This window comes from Botrimarina hoheduenensis, from assembly GCF_007859815.1.
In the GTDB taxonomy this organism is placed as follows: Bacteria; Planctomycetota; Planctomycetia; order Pirellulales; family Lacipirellulaceae; genus Botrimarina; species Botrimarina hoheduenensis.
On record NZ_SJPH01000001.1, the window covers coordinates 102248 to 115683 of the forward strand.

The 13436-nt window shown below is 63.6% G+C and carries 15 protein-coding genes; 9 read left to right on the plus strand and 6 right to left on the minus strand.

Going from position 1 to position 13436, the window contains the following annotated elements:
- Positions 1–5 precede the first annotated feature (5 nt).
- From Pla111_RS00395 to Pla111_RS00415, 5 genes are all read left to right on the plus strand, one after another.
- Entirely contained in the window at positions 6–500 is a 495-nt protein-coding gene (locus tag Pla111_RS00395; protein WP_146570308.1) for a hypothetical protein, read from the plus strand.
- A gap of 121 nt (positions 501–621) precedes the next feature.
- A complete protein-coding gene (locus tag Pla111_RS00400; RefSeq protein WP_146570309.1) occupies positions 622–1452 on the plus strand; it encodes an OmpA family protein in 831 nt (276 codons plus the stop codon).
- 120 nt (positions 1453–1572) lie between these two features.
- Positions 1573–2196 carry an imidazole glycerol phosphate synthase subunit HisH gene (gene hisH / locus Pla111_RS00405; protein WP_146570310.1) on the plus strand — a complete coding sequence of 208 codons (624 nt, stop codon included), beginning with the start codon at positions 1573–1575 and terminating at the stop codon, positions 2194–2196.
- Positions 2197–2371: 175 nt separating this feature from the next.
- Complete coding sequence (locus Pla111_RS00410) at positions 2372–2797, plus strand: hypothetical protein (RefSeq protein WP_146570311.1); 426 nt, start codon at positions 2372–2374, stop codon at positions 2795–2797.
- Between the two features lie 243 nt (positions 2798–3040).
- Complete coding sequence (locus Pla111_RS00415; RefSeq protein ID WP_231930517.1) at positions 3041–3865, plus strand: MBL fold metallo-hydrolase; 825 nt, start codon at positions 3041–3043, stop codon at positions 3863–3865.
- Positions 3866–3996: 131 nt separating this feature from the next.
- Here Pla111_RS00415 and Pla111_RS00420 read toward each other — a convergent pair whose 3' ends face one another.
- The 5 genes from Pla111_RS00420 to Pla111_RS00440 all read right to left on the minus strand — a co-directional run bounded on the left by Pla111_RS00420 (position 3997) and on the right by Pla111_RS00440 (position 9541).
- Positions 3997–4278, minus strand: coding sequence for a hypothetical protein (locus tag Pla111_RS00420; RefSeq protein WP_231930520.1), 282 nt, complete (start codon positions 4276–4278; stop codon positions 3997–3999).
- A 17-nt stretch (positions 4279–4295) separates the two neighbouring features.
- Positions 4296–5195 (minus strand): hypothetical protein, encoded by a 900-nt coding sequence (locus Pla111_RS00425; protein ID WP_146570317.1) that lies wholly within the window; start codon positions 5193–5195, stop codon positions 4296–4298.
- 8 nt (positions 5196–5203) lie between these two features.
- Positions 5204–7357 (minus strand): carboxy terminal-processing peptidase, encoded by a 2154-nt coding sequence (locus Pla111_RS00430; protein ID WP_146570319.1) that lies wholly within the window; start codon positions 7355–7357, stop codon positions 5204–5206.
- A 253-nt stretch (positions 7358–7610) separates the two neighbouring features.
- A complete protein-coding gene (locus Pla111_RS00435) occupies positions 7611–8987 on the minus strand; it encodes a hypothetical protein (RefSeq protein WP_146570321.1) in 1377 nt (458 codons plus the stop codon).
- Positions 8988–9067: 80 nt separating this feature from the next.
- Positions 9068–9541 carry a hypothetical protein gene (locus Pla111_RS00440; RefSeq protein ID WP_146570323.1) on the minus strand — a complete coding sequence of 158 codons (474 nt, stop codon included), beginning with the start codon at positions 9539–9541 and terminating at the stop codon, positions 9068–9070.
- A 328-nt stretch (positions 9542–9869) separates the two neighbouring features.
- Between Pla111_RS00440 and proC the strand changes: the two genes are divergently transcribed.
- The 4 genes from proC (at position 9870) to Pla111_RS00460 (ending at position 12458) form a co-directional block, all read left to right on the plus strand.
- Positions 9870–10709 (plus strand): pyrroline-5-carboxylate reductase, encoded by an 840-nt coding sequence (proC, locus tag Pla111_RS00445; protein WP_146570325.1) that lies wholly within the window; start codon positions 9870–9872, stop codon positions 10707–10709.
- A gap of 69 nt (positions 10710–10778) precedes the next feature.
- Positions 10779–11030 carry a hypothetical protein gene (locus Pla111_RS00450; RefSeq protein ID WP_231930523.1) on the plus strand — a complete coding sequence of 84 codons (252 nt, stop codon included), beginning with the start codon at positions 10779–10781 and terminating at the stop codon, positions 11028–11030.
- Positions 11031–11035: 5 nt separating this feature from the next.
- Entirely contained in the window at positions 11036–11638 is a 603-nt protein-coding gene (locus Pla111_RS00455) for a hypothetical protein (RefSeq protein ID WP_146570327.1), read from the plus strand.
- Positions 11639–11894: 256 nt separating this feature from the next.
- The gene (locus tag Pla111_RS00460) at positions 11895–12458 is read left to right on the plus strand and encodes an elongation factor P (protein WP_146570329.1); all 564 of its coding nucleotides are present in this window, start codon (positions 11895–11897) and stop codon (positions 12456–12458) included.
- On the opposite strand, the gene Pla111_RS00465 is transcribed toward Pla111_RS00460, so the two are convergent.
- Complete coding sequence (locus tag Pla111_RS00465) at positions 12455–13252, minus strand: hypothetical protein (protein ID WP_146570331.1); 798 nt, start codon at positions 13250–13252, stop codon at positions 12455–12457. The two genes, Pla111_RS00460 and Pla111_RS00465, sit on opposite strands and share 4 nt — an antisense overlap.
- Between the last annotated feature and the right edge of the window lie 184 nt (positions 13253–13436).

Sequence of the window (13436 nt, forward strand, 5' to 3'; positions counted from 1 at the left end):
GCTCGATGTCTGTGATCGAAACCGTCACCGATCTGGCCGCCGGCGCGGAGACGCTCCAACGGCGGCGTTACGGAAGGATCGAGACCCGGGCCGGCAAGCTCGCTAGCGTTCAGCTACGGCCTTGGCCGCATTTGCTCTCCTGGCCCGAGATCTGGCCCGTCGGTCCCGCGTGGCGGCCTGACGGCCCTCCCGACCGGTGTCGGCTGTACTACAACCAGCCGCGGGGTCACGAGCGCTTTATCGCGCTGAAATACGTGGCCTGTACGCCGGGCACGAGCTATCGGACCCTGGCGGCGGCGCTGGCGGTGCTCGACACGATCGCCGCCATCAAGCGGGTCGACGCCCTGCTCTGCGACGCGGCAAACGAGCGGCTCTCGGAGCGGTTCTTGCGGCGCTGGGGCTGGGAGCCGCACGCGCCCGCTTGGCGACGCCGGAACTACATCCGGCGGTTCTACGGCGTTTACCCTTCGGCAGCGGTGGCGAGCACGGGGGCGTGCTAGCACGTTGGTGCGGCGGTCTTGGCTCGGCGGAGCGCGATTGCTACGCTCCGCCCCCACGCGCCGGGTCGGCAGCCGTCGGGCCCGCACGTTTTGTTCTACGCCACCTCCGTACACGCGCACGATGCCGCGCTCTTTCACGCTCTGCTTGGCGCTTTGCCTGCCGGCGATGGTCGGTTGCGGTCGGGTTGTGTTCCGTCCGCAACAACCGCCGCAGACCGTCGCGCTATCGCTCGAACAGCAGCAGCAGATTGCGCAGCGCGAGCAAGAGCTACAGTCGCGCGCGAGCCAGCTCGACACCGATAACCAAGAGCTCGAAGCCATGCTGGCCCAATCGCGGCAGCAGGTGCAATTGCTCAACGATCAGATCGTCGCGACCCAGGATCAGCTCCGTGCGACCGTGGATCGATTGGCCCATACGGAACAATCAAATTCGCAACTGAAGCAACGGACCGAAGCGCTCGTTGCCTCGGTTAGTCAGCCCGCCGGGGGCTCGATGATTCGGCCCAACAGCACGCTGCTCCAGCCGTTGCGGCTTAGCGGTGCGGCGGGCGTCTCGGTCCGCCAGGATGGCGATGTTATCCGTGTCGCGATCGCCGCCGACGAGCTCTTCTACACCAGTGCGGCGCAGCTCCAGCCGGCCGGCGAACGGCTCCTGCAGGGCGTTGTCGGCGAGCTCACGCGTGCGTACCCGGAGCACCTGATCGGGCTGGAAGGCCACACCGACGGTGCCCCGCTGGCCTCGGCTCAGTACCCCACAAGCCACCATCTTTCCGTCGCGCAAGCCACGACGGCCTACGACGTGCTCCGCCGCGCGGGACTGCCCGCCGCCCAGCTATTCGTCATCGGGCACGGGGCGAACCACCCGCTGGTCTCGAACGCGACCGAGGCAGGACGGCAGAAGAACCGCCGCCTGGAACTGGTCGTGTACCCCGAGACCGTGCGCGACCGCTAAAGCGGCGGCTGGTAAGGCATCGTCTTGCGAGCGACAATGAACGCCTAGCGTTTTTTAACGCTGCGTGTCCTGACCGGGCGCGCTTCCTGATTTTTTGGCTTAGAGCACGCAGCGCCTGTTGTGATCGCGATTATCGACTACGGGATGGGCAACCTTCGGAGCGTTCAGAAGGCACTCGAAAAGGTCGGTCACGCCGCGACGATTACCGCTGACCCCGCCCTGCTCGCCACCGCTCGGCGGGTGATCCTCCCCGGCGTAGGGGCCTCAGCCGACGCCCTGGCGGCGGTGCGCAGGCAGGGGCTCGAGGGGCCCATCAAAGAGGCGATCGCCGCTGGCAAGCCGTTCCTGGGGATCTGCCTGGGGCTCCAGATGCTCTTTGATGTGAGCTATGAAGACGGCGAGCACCAAGGCCTTGGCGTGCTGCCGGGCAAGGTGGTGCGTTTCCAGTTGCCGCGGACCCTGAAGGTGCCCCACATGGGGTGGAACCGGATCCGCCTGGCGGGGAGTCCCCCTCTGTATGCCGGCATCGATGAGGGGGAGCACTTCTATTTTGTGCACTCGTACTACGTGGTACCGCAAGACGCGTCGATCGTGGCGACGCGTACCGACTACGGTGCCGAGTTCTGCTCCAGCGTGTGGCGAGACAACCTTTACGCCACGCAGTTCCACCCGGAGAAGAGCCAGTCCGCGGGCCTCCGACTGCTGAAGAACTTTGCCGAGCTGCCGATGAAGCCCCCTAAGTGAGTGGGCCACGGTTCCGGCAAGAGCGGTTGTAGGGCTAACAAGGGCTGACCACCTCGCGATCCTTCGCAGGAATCCGCGAAATAGGCGGGTGGTGACCTACGTTTTGAGGGAGCCGTCACGACGCCTTTGCTCCCCCCGAATAGTGACCCACCCTTGCCAAGTTGGATTGGTCAAAATGGATCCGCATCGCCGCAACAAGCAGTTTATCGATTCTGAGGTACAGGGTGCGCTGGCACGCCGCATGGCGATCCACTGGTTGATGTACGCCCTTATGGCCGCGCTGTTGCTGATCGGCATCCGCTGGCTGGTGAATCCCAACACGCCGCTCGTTGATCATCTCAACGAAGCTTGGCGCAGCTATGGCCCCGTCTTCATCATCTTGCTGAGCATGGCACCGCTCTTTATCTACGACGCAATGAAGCTCAGCAATCGCTTCACCGGCCCGGTGCTGCGACTACGCCGTGGACTCAACGAGCTCGCAAGCGGAAAGGCGGCTGAGGAGATCAAGCTGCGGGAAGAGGACTTCTGGCAAGACATCGCCGAAGACTTCAACCGCGTCGCCGTGCGGCTCAACGGCTCGGATGGTGCGAAGCACACTTGAGGCACACGACACGCGTGAACGACCGCTGGCAGCCCTTCTTTAGCGCTCGGTCCCGGCCGGATCTCTAACGGCAGCAGCAATGACCCGCCGCAGAGAAGACCGCCGGCAGCAATCGTTGGGCAATCGGCACAAGACTCGTTAGAGTAATTCATGTGTCGCGGCGTGCCGCACCTTGCTCGTCGTGAGCGCGACCGCTGTGCTGAATCCGTCCCGTTCTCTCCCCCGCGTTGCCCCGCACCGATCGTGTCGCGCGAAGTCGTTTCCGCCGATATCCGCGGCCAACTGGTTCTATTGGGTACCGGCACGAGCGTGGGCGTGCCGAGCATCGGCTGCGGATGCGCGGTCTGCACCAGCACGAATCCCAAGAACAACCGCACCCGCTGCAGCGTGATCCTGGGCCTGCCCGAGGGCAACCTGCTCATCGACACGTCGCCCGACATGCGACAGCAGCTGCTGCGTGAGAAGATCGGTCTGATCCACGCCGTGCTGTACACTCACGAGCACGCCGATCACTTGTTCGGCCTGGACGATCTGCGGCTGATGCAGTTTTACCTGGGCGGACCGGTACCGCTGTACTGCGAAGAGTGGGTCGAACAGCGGATCCGCAAGTCTTTTGACTATGCGTTTGTGCGCCGGCCCAACCTGCACCGCGGCGCTGTTCCGGCGCTCGAATTCAAGCGCATCGGACCGGTTAACGGGGGCTGGCCAGCGATCGAGTTGCTGGGGGCCAGCATCACCGCCGTGCGGCAGCACCACGGCCCGAACTTCGACACGTTGGGCTTTCGCTTCGGCAACGTCGCCTACTGCACCGATGTTTCAGCGATGCCGGAAGAGAGCAAGGAACGCCTCCAGGGGCTCGACGTGCTGATCCTCGACGCGCTCCGCGAGAAGGGGCACACCACCCACTTGAGCCTCGACCAGGCAATCTCGCTCGCCGAAGAGCTACAGCCCAAGCAAACTTACTTCACGCACATGGCGCACGACCTTGAACACGAGGCGACCAACGCCCGCCTGCCCGCAAGCATGCAGCTGGCGTACGACGGCTTAAGGATCGCTTTGTTGTCGTGATCTCCAAGATAGTCTACCGAGTCATTCTTAAATTGTAACTCGATTGCGATCGAAAGAGCGATTGATCACTTCCACGGTCTCGCATCTCTGGATCGCGTAGAAGCAGATTGTCTTCAATCTTGGCAAGCGCTTCAGGCTAGGAATTGCCGCGCTATCAATAGCTCGTCGAGCAGGGCCGTGACGACGGGAATGATAGTGTCGTCGCCAAGCCAACTGGCAACCCGGTTCGACCAGCTTGCTGGTAAAAGTCCTGGCTCACGGTAGTGGACACTGCCGCCGAGCGACTCGATCCCCGCAACCGTGGCGTGCTGATTAATCGCCGAAACGTCGAGTCGCCAATAACGACAGACGGCACGAGAATCGGCAACGCTAGCCAGAACCATCGCTGCAATCCGCCGCCGCTTCTCATGCATTCGATGGCTTGTAACAGTCAGTCCTCAAGGACTTCCAGCTCGTTCGGCATGCGATGGTCGGCGAGCTCGTCCCATAGCTCACCCTTCGGATCTTCCTCGATCGTATTCACGGTGACGTCCCACTTTTCGCCGAGCCGCTTGCTCTTGTGATACTTGCCGTGGAAAGCACCGCTCGCAGCGCAACGCAACCCTCGCGGGCCAACATACAAGCCGTTGGTTGTCACCCGTGAGTGCCAATGTTCGAGCTCAATGTCGAGCTCGTGAGCGACCAATTCGGGACCCAGCGTAGCGGTCAGCAGGCAGGTGCTGCCCGGCCACTTTGATGCCTCGGCGACGAGCCTTCCTGACTCGGCCCCTGCCTCCCACGACAACACCTTTACAATCATCTTCCCGAAGCCAACGCCAAGGGTGTTCTTCAACTCGGCGACCGACCGCTCGTCGCCGGTCGTGCAGCGATGCTTGTTTTCACGGGTGCGGTGTTCCCACACGAGCGGGTTCATGAAGCCGTTGTCGTGGCAACCAAAGACCTCGTCAAACCGTGTGCCAACAACCTTCCAACGAGAAATTGGATTGTACTTTTTCGGCTCAAGCGCAAGGAACTCTGCCGCGACATCACCGTCGCGAATCGCCCACGCATAGCGGAACAGCGATGTATCGATACGATCGGGATTGGACACCGGTGGCGGCTCGTACCCGTTCAGCGTTGCGTGGATGGATTCCCTCCAGGCACCGTCGAACGGCCGCCGATAGTTTGTCCGATTGCAGTCGATCCGCAGGTGATTGAATCGGGCGTCGTTCGCTATTAGTCGCTCAACCAACTCGTCTGCGTTGAGCAAACGCAGGTCGAATTGCTCAACCAACAGCTCGGCATACGACACTTTACAGATGAAGACAAGACCTACTAACAGCGTGAGCATGGTCGATCTCACCGCACAACCGCCACCTTGTTCTCGAGCAGCAGCCGCACGTAATCGACCGTGATCGAGAGCGCTTCCTGGTTGTAGTGGTCCTCGGCGTCGAACGCAGGGCGATCCGAGTCACCCATCTTCTCGCCGATCTCTTCCTTCTCTTTTTCCTCGTCCAGTTGGGCGCGTTCCACGAGATACTGCTCCAGGTTGAGCGTCACCTCTTGGCGTTCTTTTTGGTTCTCGTAGAGGTTGATGCGGCGGCGATCGTCGGCAAAGTCTTTGGACTTCGAGATTCGGCTGTCCGACTCAACTTGCAACGCCTCGGCGAGCTGGCCATCGACCATGCCCAACCGGGCGTGCTCGAGCGGGCGGACGCGATCAAATTCCATGGCGTAGTCCATCTCCGCCTCGGTGATCCCTTCAAGGTGATCCGTGATCGAGGGGATCGTCACGTCGGCCAACACGCCCCGGTTTTGAGTGCTGTCGCCGCCCGGGCGATAGAACTGCTGGATCGTCATCTTCAGCGCGCCCAGGTTCGGGCCGTTGCCGATGCGGAAGATCGCTTCGCTTAGGTCGAATAGCTGCTGCACGGTTCCCTTGCCGTGAGTCGATTGATCGCCGATAACAATGCCGCGACCGTAGTCCTGAATGGCACCGGCGAAGATCTCGCTGGCTGAAGCGCTGAAGCGGCTGGTCATGACCACGAGCGGCCCGTCCCATTCCAAGCCGGGAGCGTCGTCGTTGTAAGGCACCACGCGGCCATCGGGGCCCTTCACCTGCACGACCGGTCCGCGGTCGATAAACAGGCCGGTCATGTTGACCGACTCGGTTAGCGAGCCGCCGCCGTTGAAGCGGAGGTCTACCACAACGGCATCGACGCCGTTGGCGTTGAATTGCTGGAGCAGGCGACGCACGTCGCGCGTCGTGCTGCGATAGTCGGGCTGATTGGTGCGGGCCCCCTCCATGTCCATGTAGAAGCTGGGGAGGTTGATCACCCCGACTTTGTAGGGCTGGCCGTTGGGCTTCTTACCCCAGTCGATCATGGCGCTGCGCGCTTCTTGATTCTTCAGTTCGATCCGATCACGGGTGATCGTGTACTCGGCGGTCTCCTTGGGATTATCAACCGGCTTGACCTGCAGCCGAACGATCGTGCCACGCTTACCGCGGATCTTTTGGACCACATCATTCAGACGCATATCGACAATGTCCTCGGTCTCTCCCGAGGTGCCCTGACCGACACCGATGATCTTGTCGCCCGTCTTCAGATCGCCGCCCCGATCCGCGGCACCACCGGCGATGATCTCGTGAACGACCGTGTAGCCATCTTCGCTGCGGAGCGACGCCCCGATTCCGTCCAGCTCAAGCTTCATCTGGATGTTGAAGTTCTCGAGCGTCGAGGGCGACATGTAACTCGAGTGCGGATCAAAACCCGCGGTCATCGCAGTCAGATAGAGTTCCAGCAGCTCATCGCTGGTGGTCTGGTTCCAACGCTTGCGAACACTGTCATAGCGTTTGCCGATCTTCTCGCGAGCTTCCTCAAGATCGACTTCATCAGCGAGTTGCACCAAAAGGTCGAACTTGATCCGCTTCCGCCAGCGCTCAAAAGCTTCTTCCGGAGTGGCCGGATAGTTGGTGGCATCGCGATCACTGACCATCGTTTCATCGATCGTAAAATCATGCTCGGCCCCAACCAGTTGCGTGGCCGTTGCAACGCGTTCCTCAACACGCGACAGGTAGCGAGTAAACACCTGATGCGCGAAGCTGATGTCACCGCGGCGGAAGAGTTCGTCCAAACGGTCCCGATTGCGTGAGAATTCATCGACGTCGGACTGATAGAAATAGAGCTTCCACGGGTCGAGCGTCTCGATGAACGCGTCCAAGCAGCGGGCCGACATCTCGTCGTCGATCGGATGCCGCGAAAGGTGCCGGCGTTCCATCAGCAGCCTGACGGCGAGCGCGATCTGGCGGTCTTGGGCTGAGGGATTCTCAGGCCGGGCCGCAGCGGGCGAAACCGGAGCCACGCACAGCGCGAGCGCTGCGATCGCGACGGCTATCCCGCCCAGCAGACTCCGCCCGCCCAGTGGACGCCGTCCGCCCAGGAGGGCCCGATCGCCCCCACCGAGCTGACCGCCACCGAGCCCCTGAGACCCCAACGTTTCACCGCGCTCCATATCACACCCTTGATAAGGTCACCGGCCGCCGGAGCGGTCGGAGTATTTCAGAGTCCTTCCCCATGGTCGCCGCCAGCTCAGCCGGCGTCACGCCAATTGGCACAATACTGCCCTGTTACCATACCGGCAAGATCGACGCCCTTTGCCGAGACGCCCGATTCCCGCGGATTGTAACCCGCTCCTTACGAAGATCGCGGCTCGTTGGTTCGCCGGGCCGCCGCACCAGAGGCCGCCACACCCCGTACCAAGAACCTCAGGCACTAGGCTGAGCGTCATCAGGTGGCACAGCGGTGAGACTCGCCACAAGCCGAAGATCATCCGCAGGAACCATCGTACGCAGATCAAGAACCGTGCGGCCATCGATCGGTTGGCGGCGGGGGAGGATCGTGGGCCTCTCGGCGGGCTTCCGTGAGCGCAGCTCGGCCTCCCCGATCCCCTCCAGTGCGATCCCCCATGAGGGAAGCCGCACCAGCCCTAAAGGTCCGACAGCGCGTTCGGGGCCCAACTCAATCGGAATCGCCGAGAGGATCCCCTTGCCCGCCGCGAGCTGCGGTGCCAACCGCTCCGCTCGCGCTTGCAGGTTTTCTAGGGGCGTGTCGATCAGGCGATACAGGGGGTGCGCAAAGCGGAGCTGTTCGGGCTCGTCGAACAGTTTCAGCGTCGCGAGCAAAGCGGCAAGCGTCAGATCCGCTGCTTCGTCCATAGCGAAGTCGGCACTACGCTCGATCGGTTCGATCGCCTTGCGGGTCCCGGCGACGATCGCACTCGGCGGGCCGCCCACCAAGCCAACGCCAGCAAGCAGTACCACATCGGCTCCCGCCTCAAGCACCGAGCGGGCGTTAGGAGCGTCTGTAGCATGGGGCGTCGCGACGGGCGCAGCGCCCCCCAGGTCTTCCACTAGCAGCGCACCACGCGGCCGCAGGGCGGCCGCCAGCTCGGCGGTTGACGGGCGGGCCGAAGCCCCCTCGAGCCGATAGAACTCGCACCCTCGGCGGAGCACCAGCGCCCCCGGCGCTGCGGCGGCAGCGACGTAGTCCTGAACCGTGGCCCCTACGGGTCCGCCTATCTCAACTAATGCGAGACCGCAGCTCGAGGTAAGCGTGCCCAGTGAGCAGCCGGGAGCCGGATCGGTCGTTTCCGACTTGGCGACAATCACGGTCCGCGTTTGCTGCGCGTGGGCGCGGAACGTCGCCCGCAAGGCGCTGCCGGAGGTGGCAAAAACAAGGGCGTGCTCAGCCCCCAGCTGCTTCGCCAGTGGCGCTCCCAGATTCGCGTCGGTCTCGTGCGGCATCGAAGCGACGCGCACAAGCTGTTCGATCGCGGCTTCCGCAAGCGGCGCTGCCGACCCACGCGGCCCCCAGAGTTCACCGCTGGCGTTGATGATCGGCGCAACGGGCAGCGCGGCAGGAACATCGAGTCGGTGGATCAGCCGATCCAGCAACTCGGTGGGGCTGGTTCCGCGGAGGTCTTCGGTGCGGCGGCTGAGCTCAGCCCCCAGATCGTCGATCGCCACCCGCACGCGGGCGAGCGTTTCCGACCGATTCCATCGATCAACCGCCTTGCGGACGCCCGGATGATCGAGCAGTTCGTTGAGCGACGGAAGCTTGCCGAGCAGGTCTTGTGGTGACATGCCTGGGTTGTAACGCCCCCGAACAACGGCCGGCTACCGCCGGACGCTGAAATTCCGCCGAAACGTTAGCACTTCGCGGTTCAGCGAACCTGTGACGGACGATCTTGCGCGAGAAACTCCGTAACCGTTTCGGACCCGCGCGACGGTTCGGGTTGGAACATCCGTGCGAAGAAACCGGGCTCGTCCTTGGACGCGGTCTTACCAGCACGGTTTGATCCCTGACCGAACGGCAGCTTGCTGACCATGGATCCCCAACCCGCGCGGACGCTCTCAGCGGCGCGGCCAGACATGTCCGAGACACGCTCGAGGGTCTGGGCGACCGGATTTTCGCGGGGCTTGCTGTCGGGCTTGGCATCTGCCGAGGCCCAGGGCTTCCAGTTGATCTCGGGCATCGAAACCTTGGGCCAACTCATGTTGAACCAGGGGGAATCTACCATCGGCTCGCCGGCTTGCGGGGGCACCGGCGTCTCCTCGGCGGCAGCCGGGGCATTCAGGGCGGCAGCCACAATTAGCAGAGCAGATAGGCCGAGCAGGATTCGTTGGGGGCGAGACATGATCGGGCGCCTCGTGCGGCGGACAGCGTGAAAGGGGTAACGACATGGCCTACGCGGGGCCAAGATCACGAGAACGGCGCGGAGACTGACAGCCCGGGCCCCTGCCGTCCAGAGCGATCTCCTACGGGTGCTAGCGGCCGGCACCTGTGCGGGGGCCCCTGGCGGCTCTCTTGCCGACTAATCTGTGTGGGGCTTGCCGACTAAGCTGCGGGGGCTTGCCGATTAAACGGTGGCGGATGAAGAGAACGTGTGCGATTGTGACGAGCCCGGCGGTCGCCTAGCATGCACTGCCCGCGACCCTCCCCCCCGACGACACCCCCTCTTGGCGATGCCAGCACCCCCCTCAGCCCCCCTCAGCGACACCCGTATCGGCCTGCTAGGTGCCGGCCAAATGGCCCGTGCGCTGGCCGCCGGATGGGTCCGCACGGGACTCGCTAAGCCCGGGGATCTGATCGCGTATGACCCGTCCGATGCCGCTTTCGAGGCCTTCACCGCGTCCGTCGGAGCCGGGGTTGTCCGCGCCGCGTCGGCCGCTGAAGCGGCCGGTGCCGACGCCCTCTTGCTAGCCATCAAACCGCAGTACGCGGCAGAAGCCCTGCCCGCTGCCATCGAAGGCTTGCGTCCCGAGACGCTGGTCGTATCGATCCTCGCGGGAACCACGCTCAGCACTCTGGCCGGCATGCTACCCGCCGGTCAACCCCTCGTGCGTGTGATGCCCAACACCCCCTGCTTGGTAGGCCGGGGAGCTTCCGCCTACGCGCTGGGGCCTGGCGTTGCCGACGCGCAGGGGGCGTGGGTCGAGGCGTTGCTCTCGGCAGTCGGGTTTGCCGCTCAGGTGCCCGAACCGCTGCTCGACGCCGTGACGGGCCTCTCGGGGTCCGGCCCCGCCTACATCTACACCATTATCGAAGCCCTGGCCGATGGGGGGGTGCGCGCGGGTTTGCCGCGCAAACTCGCGGCCGAACTAGCGCTGCACACCGTCGCAGGGGCGGCGGAGATGGTCGCGCAAACGGGCGAACACCCGGCGGTGCTCCGCGAGGCGGTCTCCAGCCCTGCCGGAACCACGATCGCTGGACTCGGCGAGCTGGAACGCCGGGGCCTCCGCGCCGCGTTGGTCGAGGCGGTTGTCACCGCCGCCGAACGTGCGCGCGAGCTCGGGCGCGGTTAAGCTGAAATTTAGCGTGTTTTTTCCTCGCTCGCCGCCGTGGGCGGCAGCGACCGATCGGGAGCCTCTGCCGTGTCGATCCTCTACCTCGTTGATGACAAACACGTGCCGCTGTATCGCGTCATGTGGGTCGCCGCGACGCCCCACTTTTGTGGCGAGCCCGACTGCCAACGCGAGGGCTACTACGAGGTCCGCCTGGAACAAGAGGAATCGGTGTGGGCCAACCAGCGCGAGCGTGACGGCATGCTTACGGCTCTGGATAATTGGCAGGGAGGCATGGGCGCTCCCGATGACGACCCGGACGGAGATCAAGCCTCGTGGTGAACAGCATGGACGGTTACAGCGACGAGTTCGATCACGACTTCGACGACGACTTTAGCAGCGAAATGTCCGCGGACGAGGATCTCGACCCTACGGACTCGAGCCCGGCCGAGGCCGAGTACGCTTGGCGTGAGACCTACTTCGTACTGATGCGTGCCGATGATCGGCCGACGCTGACGCAGGTCGAGGCGACCCTGAGCGAAACGGGCGGTCGGCGTTGGACGATCGAGAATCTTCGCGCGGACGAAGACGGACTCTTCGAGTCGCTCCTCGTGCGCGCTCCTGACGATCACTCGGCGCTCGAAGTACGCTTTGAGTGGGGCGATTCCGTACAGGAGCAAGCCATGGAGCTTGCCACCTCCCTTAAAAAGCAGCTCACCCCGGACGACCTGGCGCAACTGATTCGGGCGGACGCCCGACTCGATGTGCTGCACCTGGAACAGCTCAGCCGGGGAGGACTTAACGATACGCCGGAGGGTTCGGACCCCGACGAGCTGGAGATGCTCTCCGAGGGGCTCGACCCGGGCACGCTGCTGATGGTGGTTGCGGCGCTGGCCAAACTGACCGATGGCCTGCCGTTCGACCCTGCCGCGGGTGAAGTTTTGACCTAGTCGGCCGCTAGTTTTGCCGCATATCGCTTTGTGGGTCGATAGTTACCGCTCGTCACCCCCGCCGATCGGCCGCGATCCCCGCGGGCTAGAAACGTGATCCGCCCCGCTCCGCTAAGACGTGTCCGCCGTGCGGGGGGAGTAGGGGACGTGACCGTTAGACCGTACACTTTTGCGGCGACTTAAGGGGTTGGTTAGAAACCCCGTCGCGAACCCTCCTGACTGGATTCCGCCCCCCTTTCTCTCGCAGCTTCTCTCTATGCTCGCCAAGGACATTAAGCCCGGTTCGATCGTGGTCTCGGACGGGGCCCCGTGCATCATCGAGAACGTGACCGTGCAGTCACCTAGCGCACGCGGCGGCGCGACGATCTACAAGTTCCGCGCTCGGAACCTTGTGACCAAGAACAAGATCGACTTGAACCTCAAAGGGACCGAGGGGCTGGAAGATGCCGACTTCCAGAAGCGCGAGGTGACCGTTATGTACGCCGACACCGAGTCGGTCCATCTGATGGACACCGAGACCTACGAGCAGTACGCGATCGCGCTGGCGGATGTCGAGAACGAGATGAAATTCGTCCGCGAGGGATTCGAGGGACTCCTCGCGCTGATCTACAACGGCGAGTGCGTGGGCGTGACGCTGCCCGCGATGGTCGAGCTAAAGATCACGCAATGCGATCCGGGCGTGAAGGGCAACAGCGCCACCGGCCGCACCAAACCGCTACAAATGGAAACCGGCCTCCAGATCCACGGACCCGAGTACCTGAAAGAGGGCGAGATCGTAAAAGTCGATACGCGCACGAGCGAGTTCTTGGGACGTGCCTAAGCCCCAGCCGTTTGACTCGTACGCCACGGGCCACTGACAACCAGGGCGAACATCGCGACCGCCAGCGCGGCGGGCTCCGGCACGGCGAGGCCCGTCGCGAGCGCGGCACCGAGCTGGGCGTCCATCACGTCCATGTCGGGCACCACTTCGCCGTACTGAGCCGACCAATCGGCGAGCGACGGGAGCAACGCGTTTCCGACGGCAGCAGCGTCAAAGATCAACGTGTAGTCGGCGGCATCAACCACGCCGTCCTCGTTGGTGTCCGCCGAGCGGCCCGTGCGGGCAAGCAGCCGCAACTCGTACTCAAATCCGTCGGCCACCCACGGCGGCTGCGTCGTCTGGCCGTAGACGTACATCCACGGGCCAAGGAGCGCGGCGTACAACTCAACCGAAGACTGTTCAAGCGGCGAGGTCGCGCTGCTGGTGTTCGCCAACCCGCGAAAGCGGTACACGTCGAACGGAGCCCCCAGCGGCAGCAATTCGCCGGTGAGGTTATCGAGGTTGAAGAGATCGTCCACATCGATAAAGGCGGGCAACATCGGACCGAGCGGTGCCATCAGGTCGGCATTGTCGAACCGGGCCTGATGCCGCAGCGTGGTCGGCGGATCGTTGATCCACTCGCCGACAAAGTCGTAAGTTCCCTGCACGCGGAACCGCTGGTCGACCCCCGCGAACCCGCCGGTCTGTCGGAGCTCGCTCTTCCGCGGCACGATGCGGTACGAATCGAGCCGATCGGGCGGCTGAGCCCCGACCTGAGCCCCGACCTGAGCCGTAGCCACCAACGTGGCGAGCACGAGCAACGGCAGTGTTGTGACTTTAAAAGCTCGCCTGGCCGAAAAAGCTCTCCTGGCCACAAAAGCTCGCTCAGCCACAAAAGCTCGCATAGCCATCCCTCCCTCTAGAAAAGCGCGGGCCCCCGCTAAAGCACAGGACAGCCCCTTGCCGGATTGTGGCAGACCCCGACTGACCGATGCAACG

Excerpts from the sequence above, each read along its gene's own strand:
- Pla111_RS00400 (WP_146570309.1), top strand. The coding sequence starts at position 622 with ATGCCGCGCTCTTTCACGCTCTGCTTGGCGCTTTGCCTGCCGGCGATG.
- Pla111_RS00420 (WP_231930520.1), bottom strand. The coding sequence starts at position 4,278 with ATGCATGAGAAGCGGCGGCGGATTGCAGCGATGGTTCTGGCTAGCGTT.
- proC (WP_146570325.1), top strand. The coding sequence starts at position 9,870 with ATGCCAGCACCCCCCTCAGCCCCCCTCAGCGACACCCGTATCGGCCTG.
- Pla111_RS00425 (WP_146570317.1), bottom strand. The coding sequence starts at position 5,195 with ATGCTCACGCTGTTAGTAGGTCTTGTCTTCATCTGTAAAGTGTCGTAT.
- Pla111_RS00430 (WP_146570319.1), bottom strand. The coding sequence starts at position 7,357 with ATGGAGCGCGGTGAAACGTTGGGGTCTCAGGGGCTCGGTGGCGGTCAG.
- Pla111_RS00395 (WP_146570308.1), top strand. The coding sequence starts at position 6 with ATGTCTGTGATCGAAACCGTCACCGATCTGGCCGCCGGCGCGGAGACG.
- Pla111_RS00410 (WP_146570311.1), top strand. The coding sequence starts at position 2,372 with ATGGATCCGCATCGCCGCAACAAGCAGTTTATCGATTCTGAGGTACAG.
- Pla111_RS00435 (WP_146570321.1), bottom strand. The coding sequence starts at position 8,987 with ATGTCACCACAAGACCTGCTCGGCAAGCTTCCGTCGCTCAACGAACTG.
- Pla111_RS00460 (WP_146570329.1), top strand. The coding sequence starts at position 11,895 with ATGCTCGCCAAGGACATTAAGCCCGGTTCGATCGTGGTCTCGGACGGG.
- Pla111_RS00440 (WP_146570323.1), bottom strand. The coding sequence starts at position 9,541 with ATGTCTCGCCCCCAACGAATCCTGCTCGGCCTATCTGCTCTGCTAATT.
- Pla111_RS00455 (WP_146570327.1), top strand. The coding sequence starts at position 11,036 with ATGGACGGTTACAGCGACGAGTTCGATCACGACTTCGACGACGACTTT.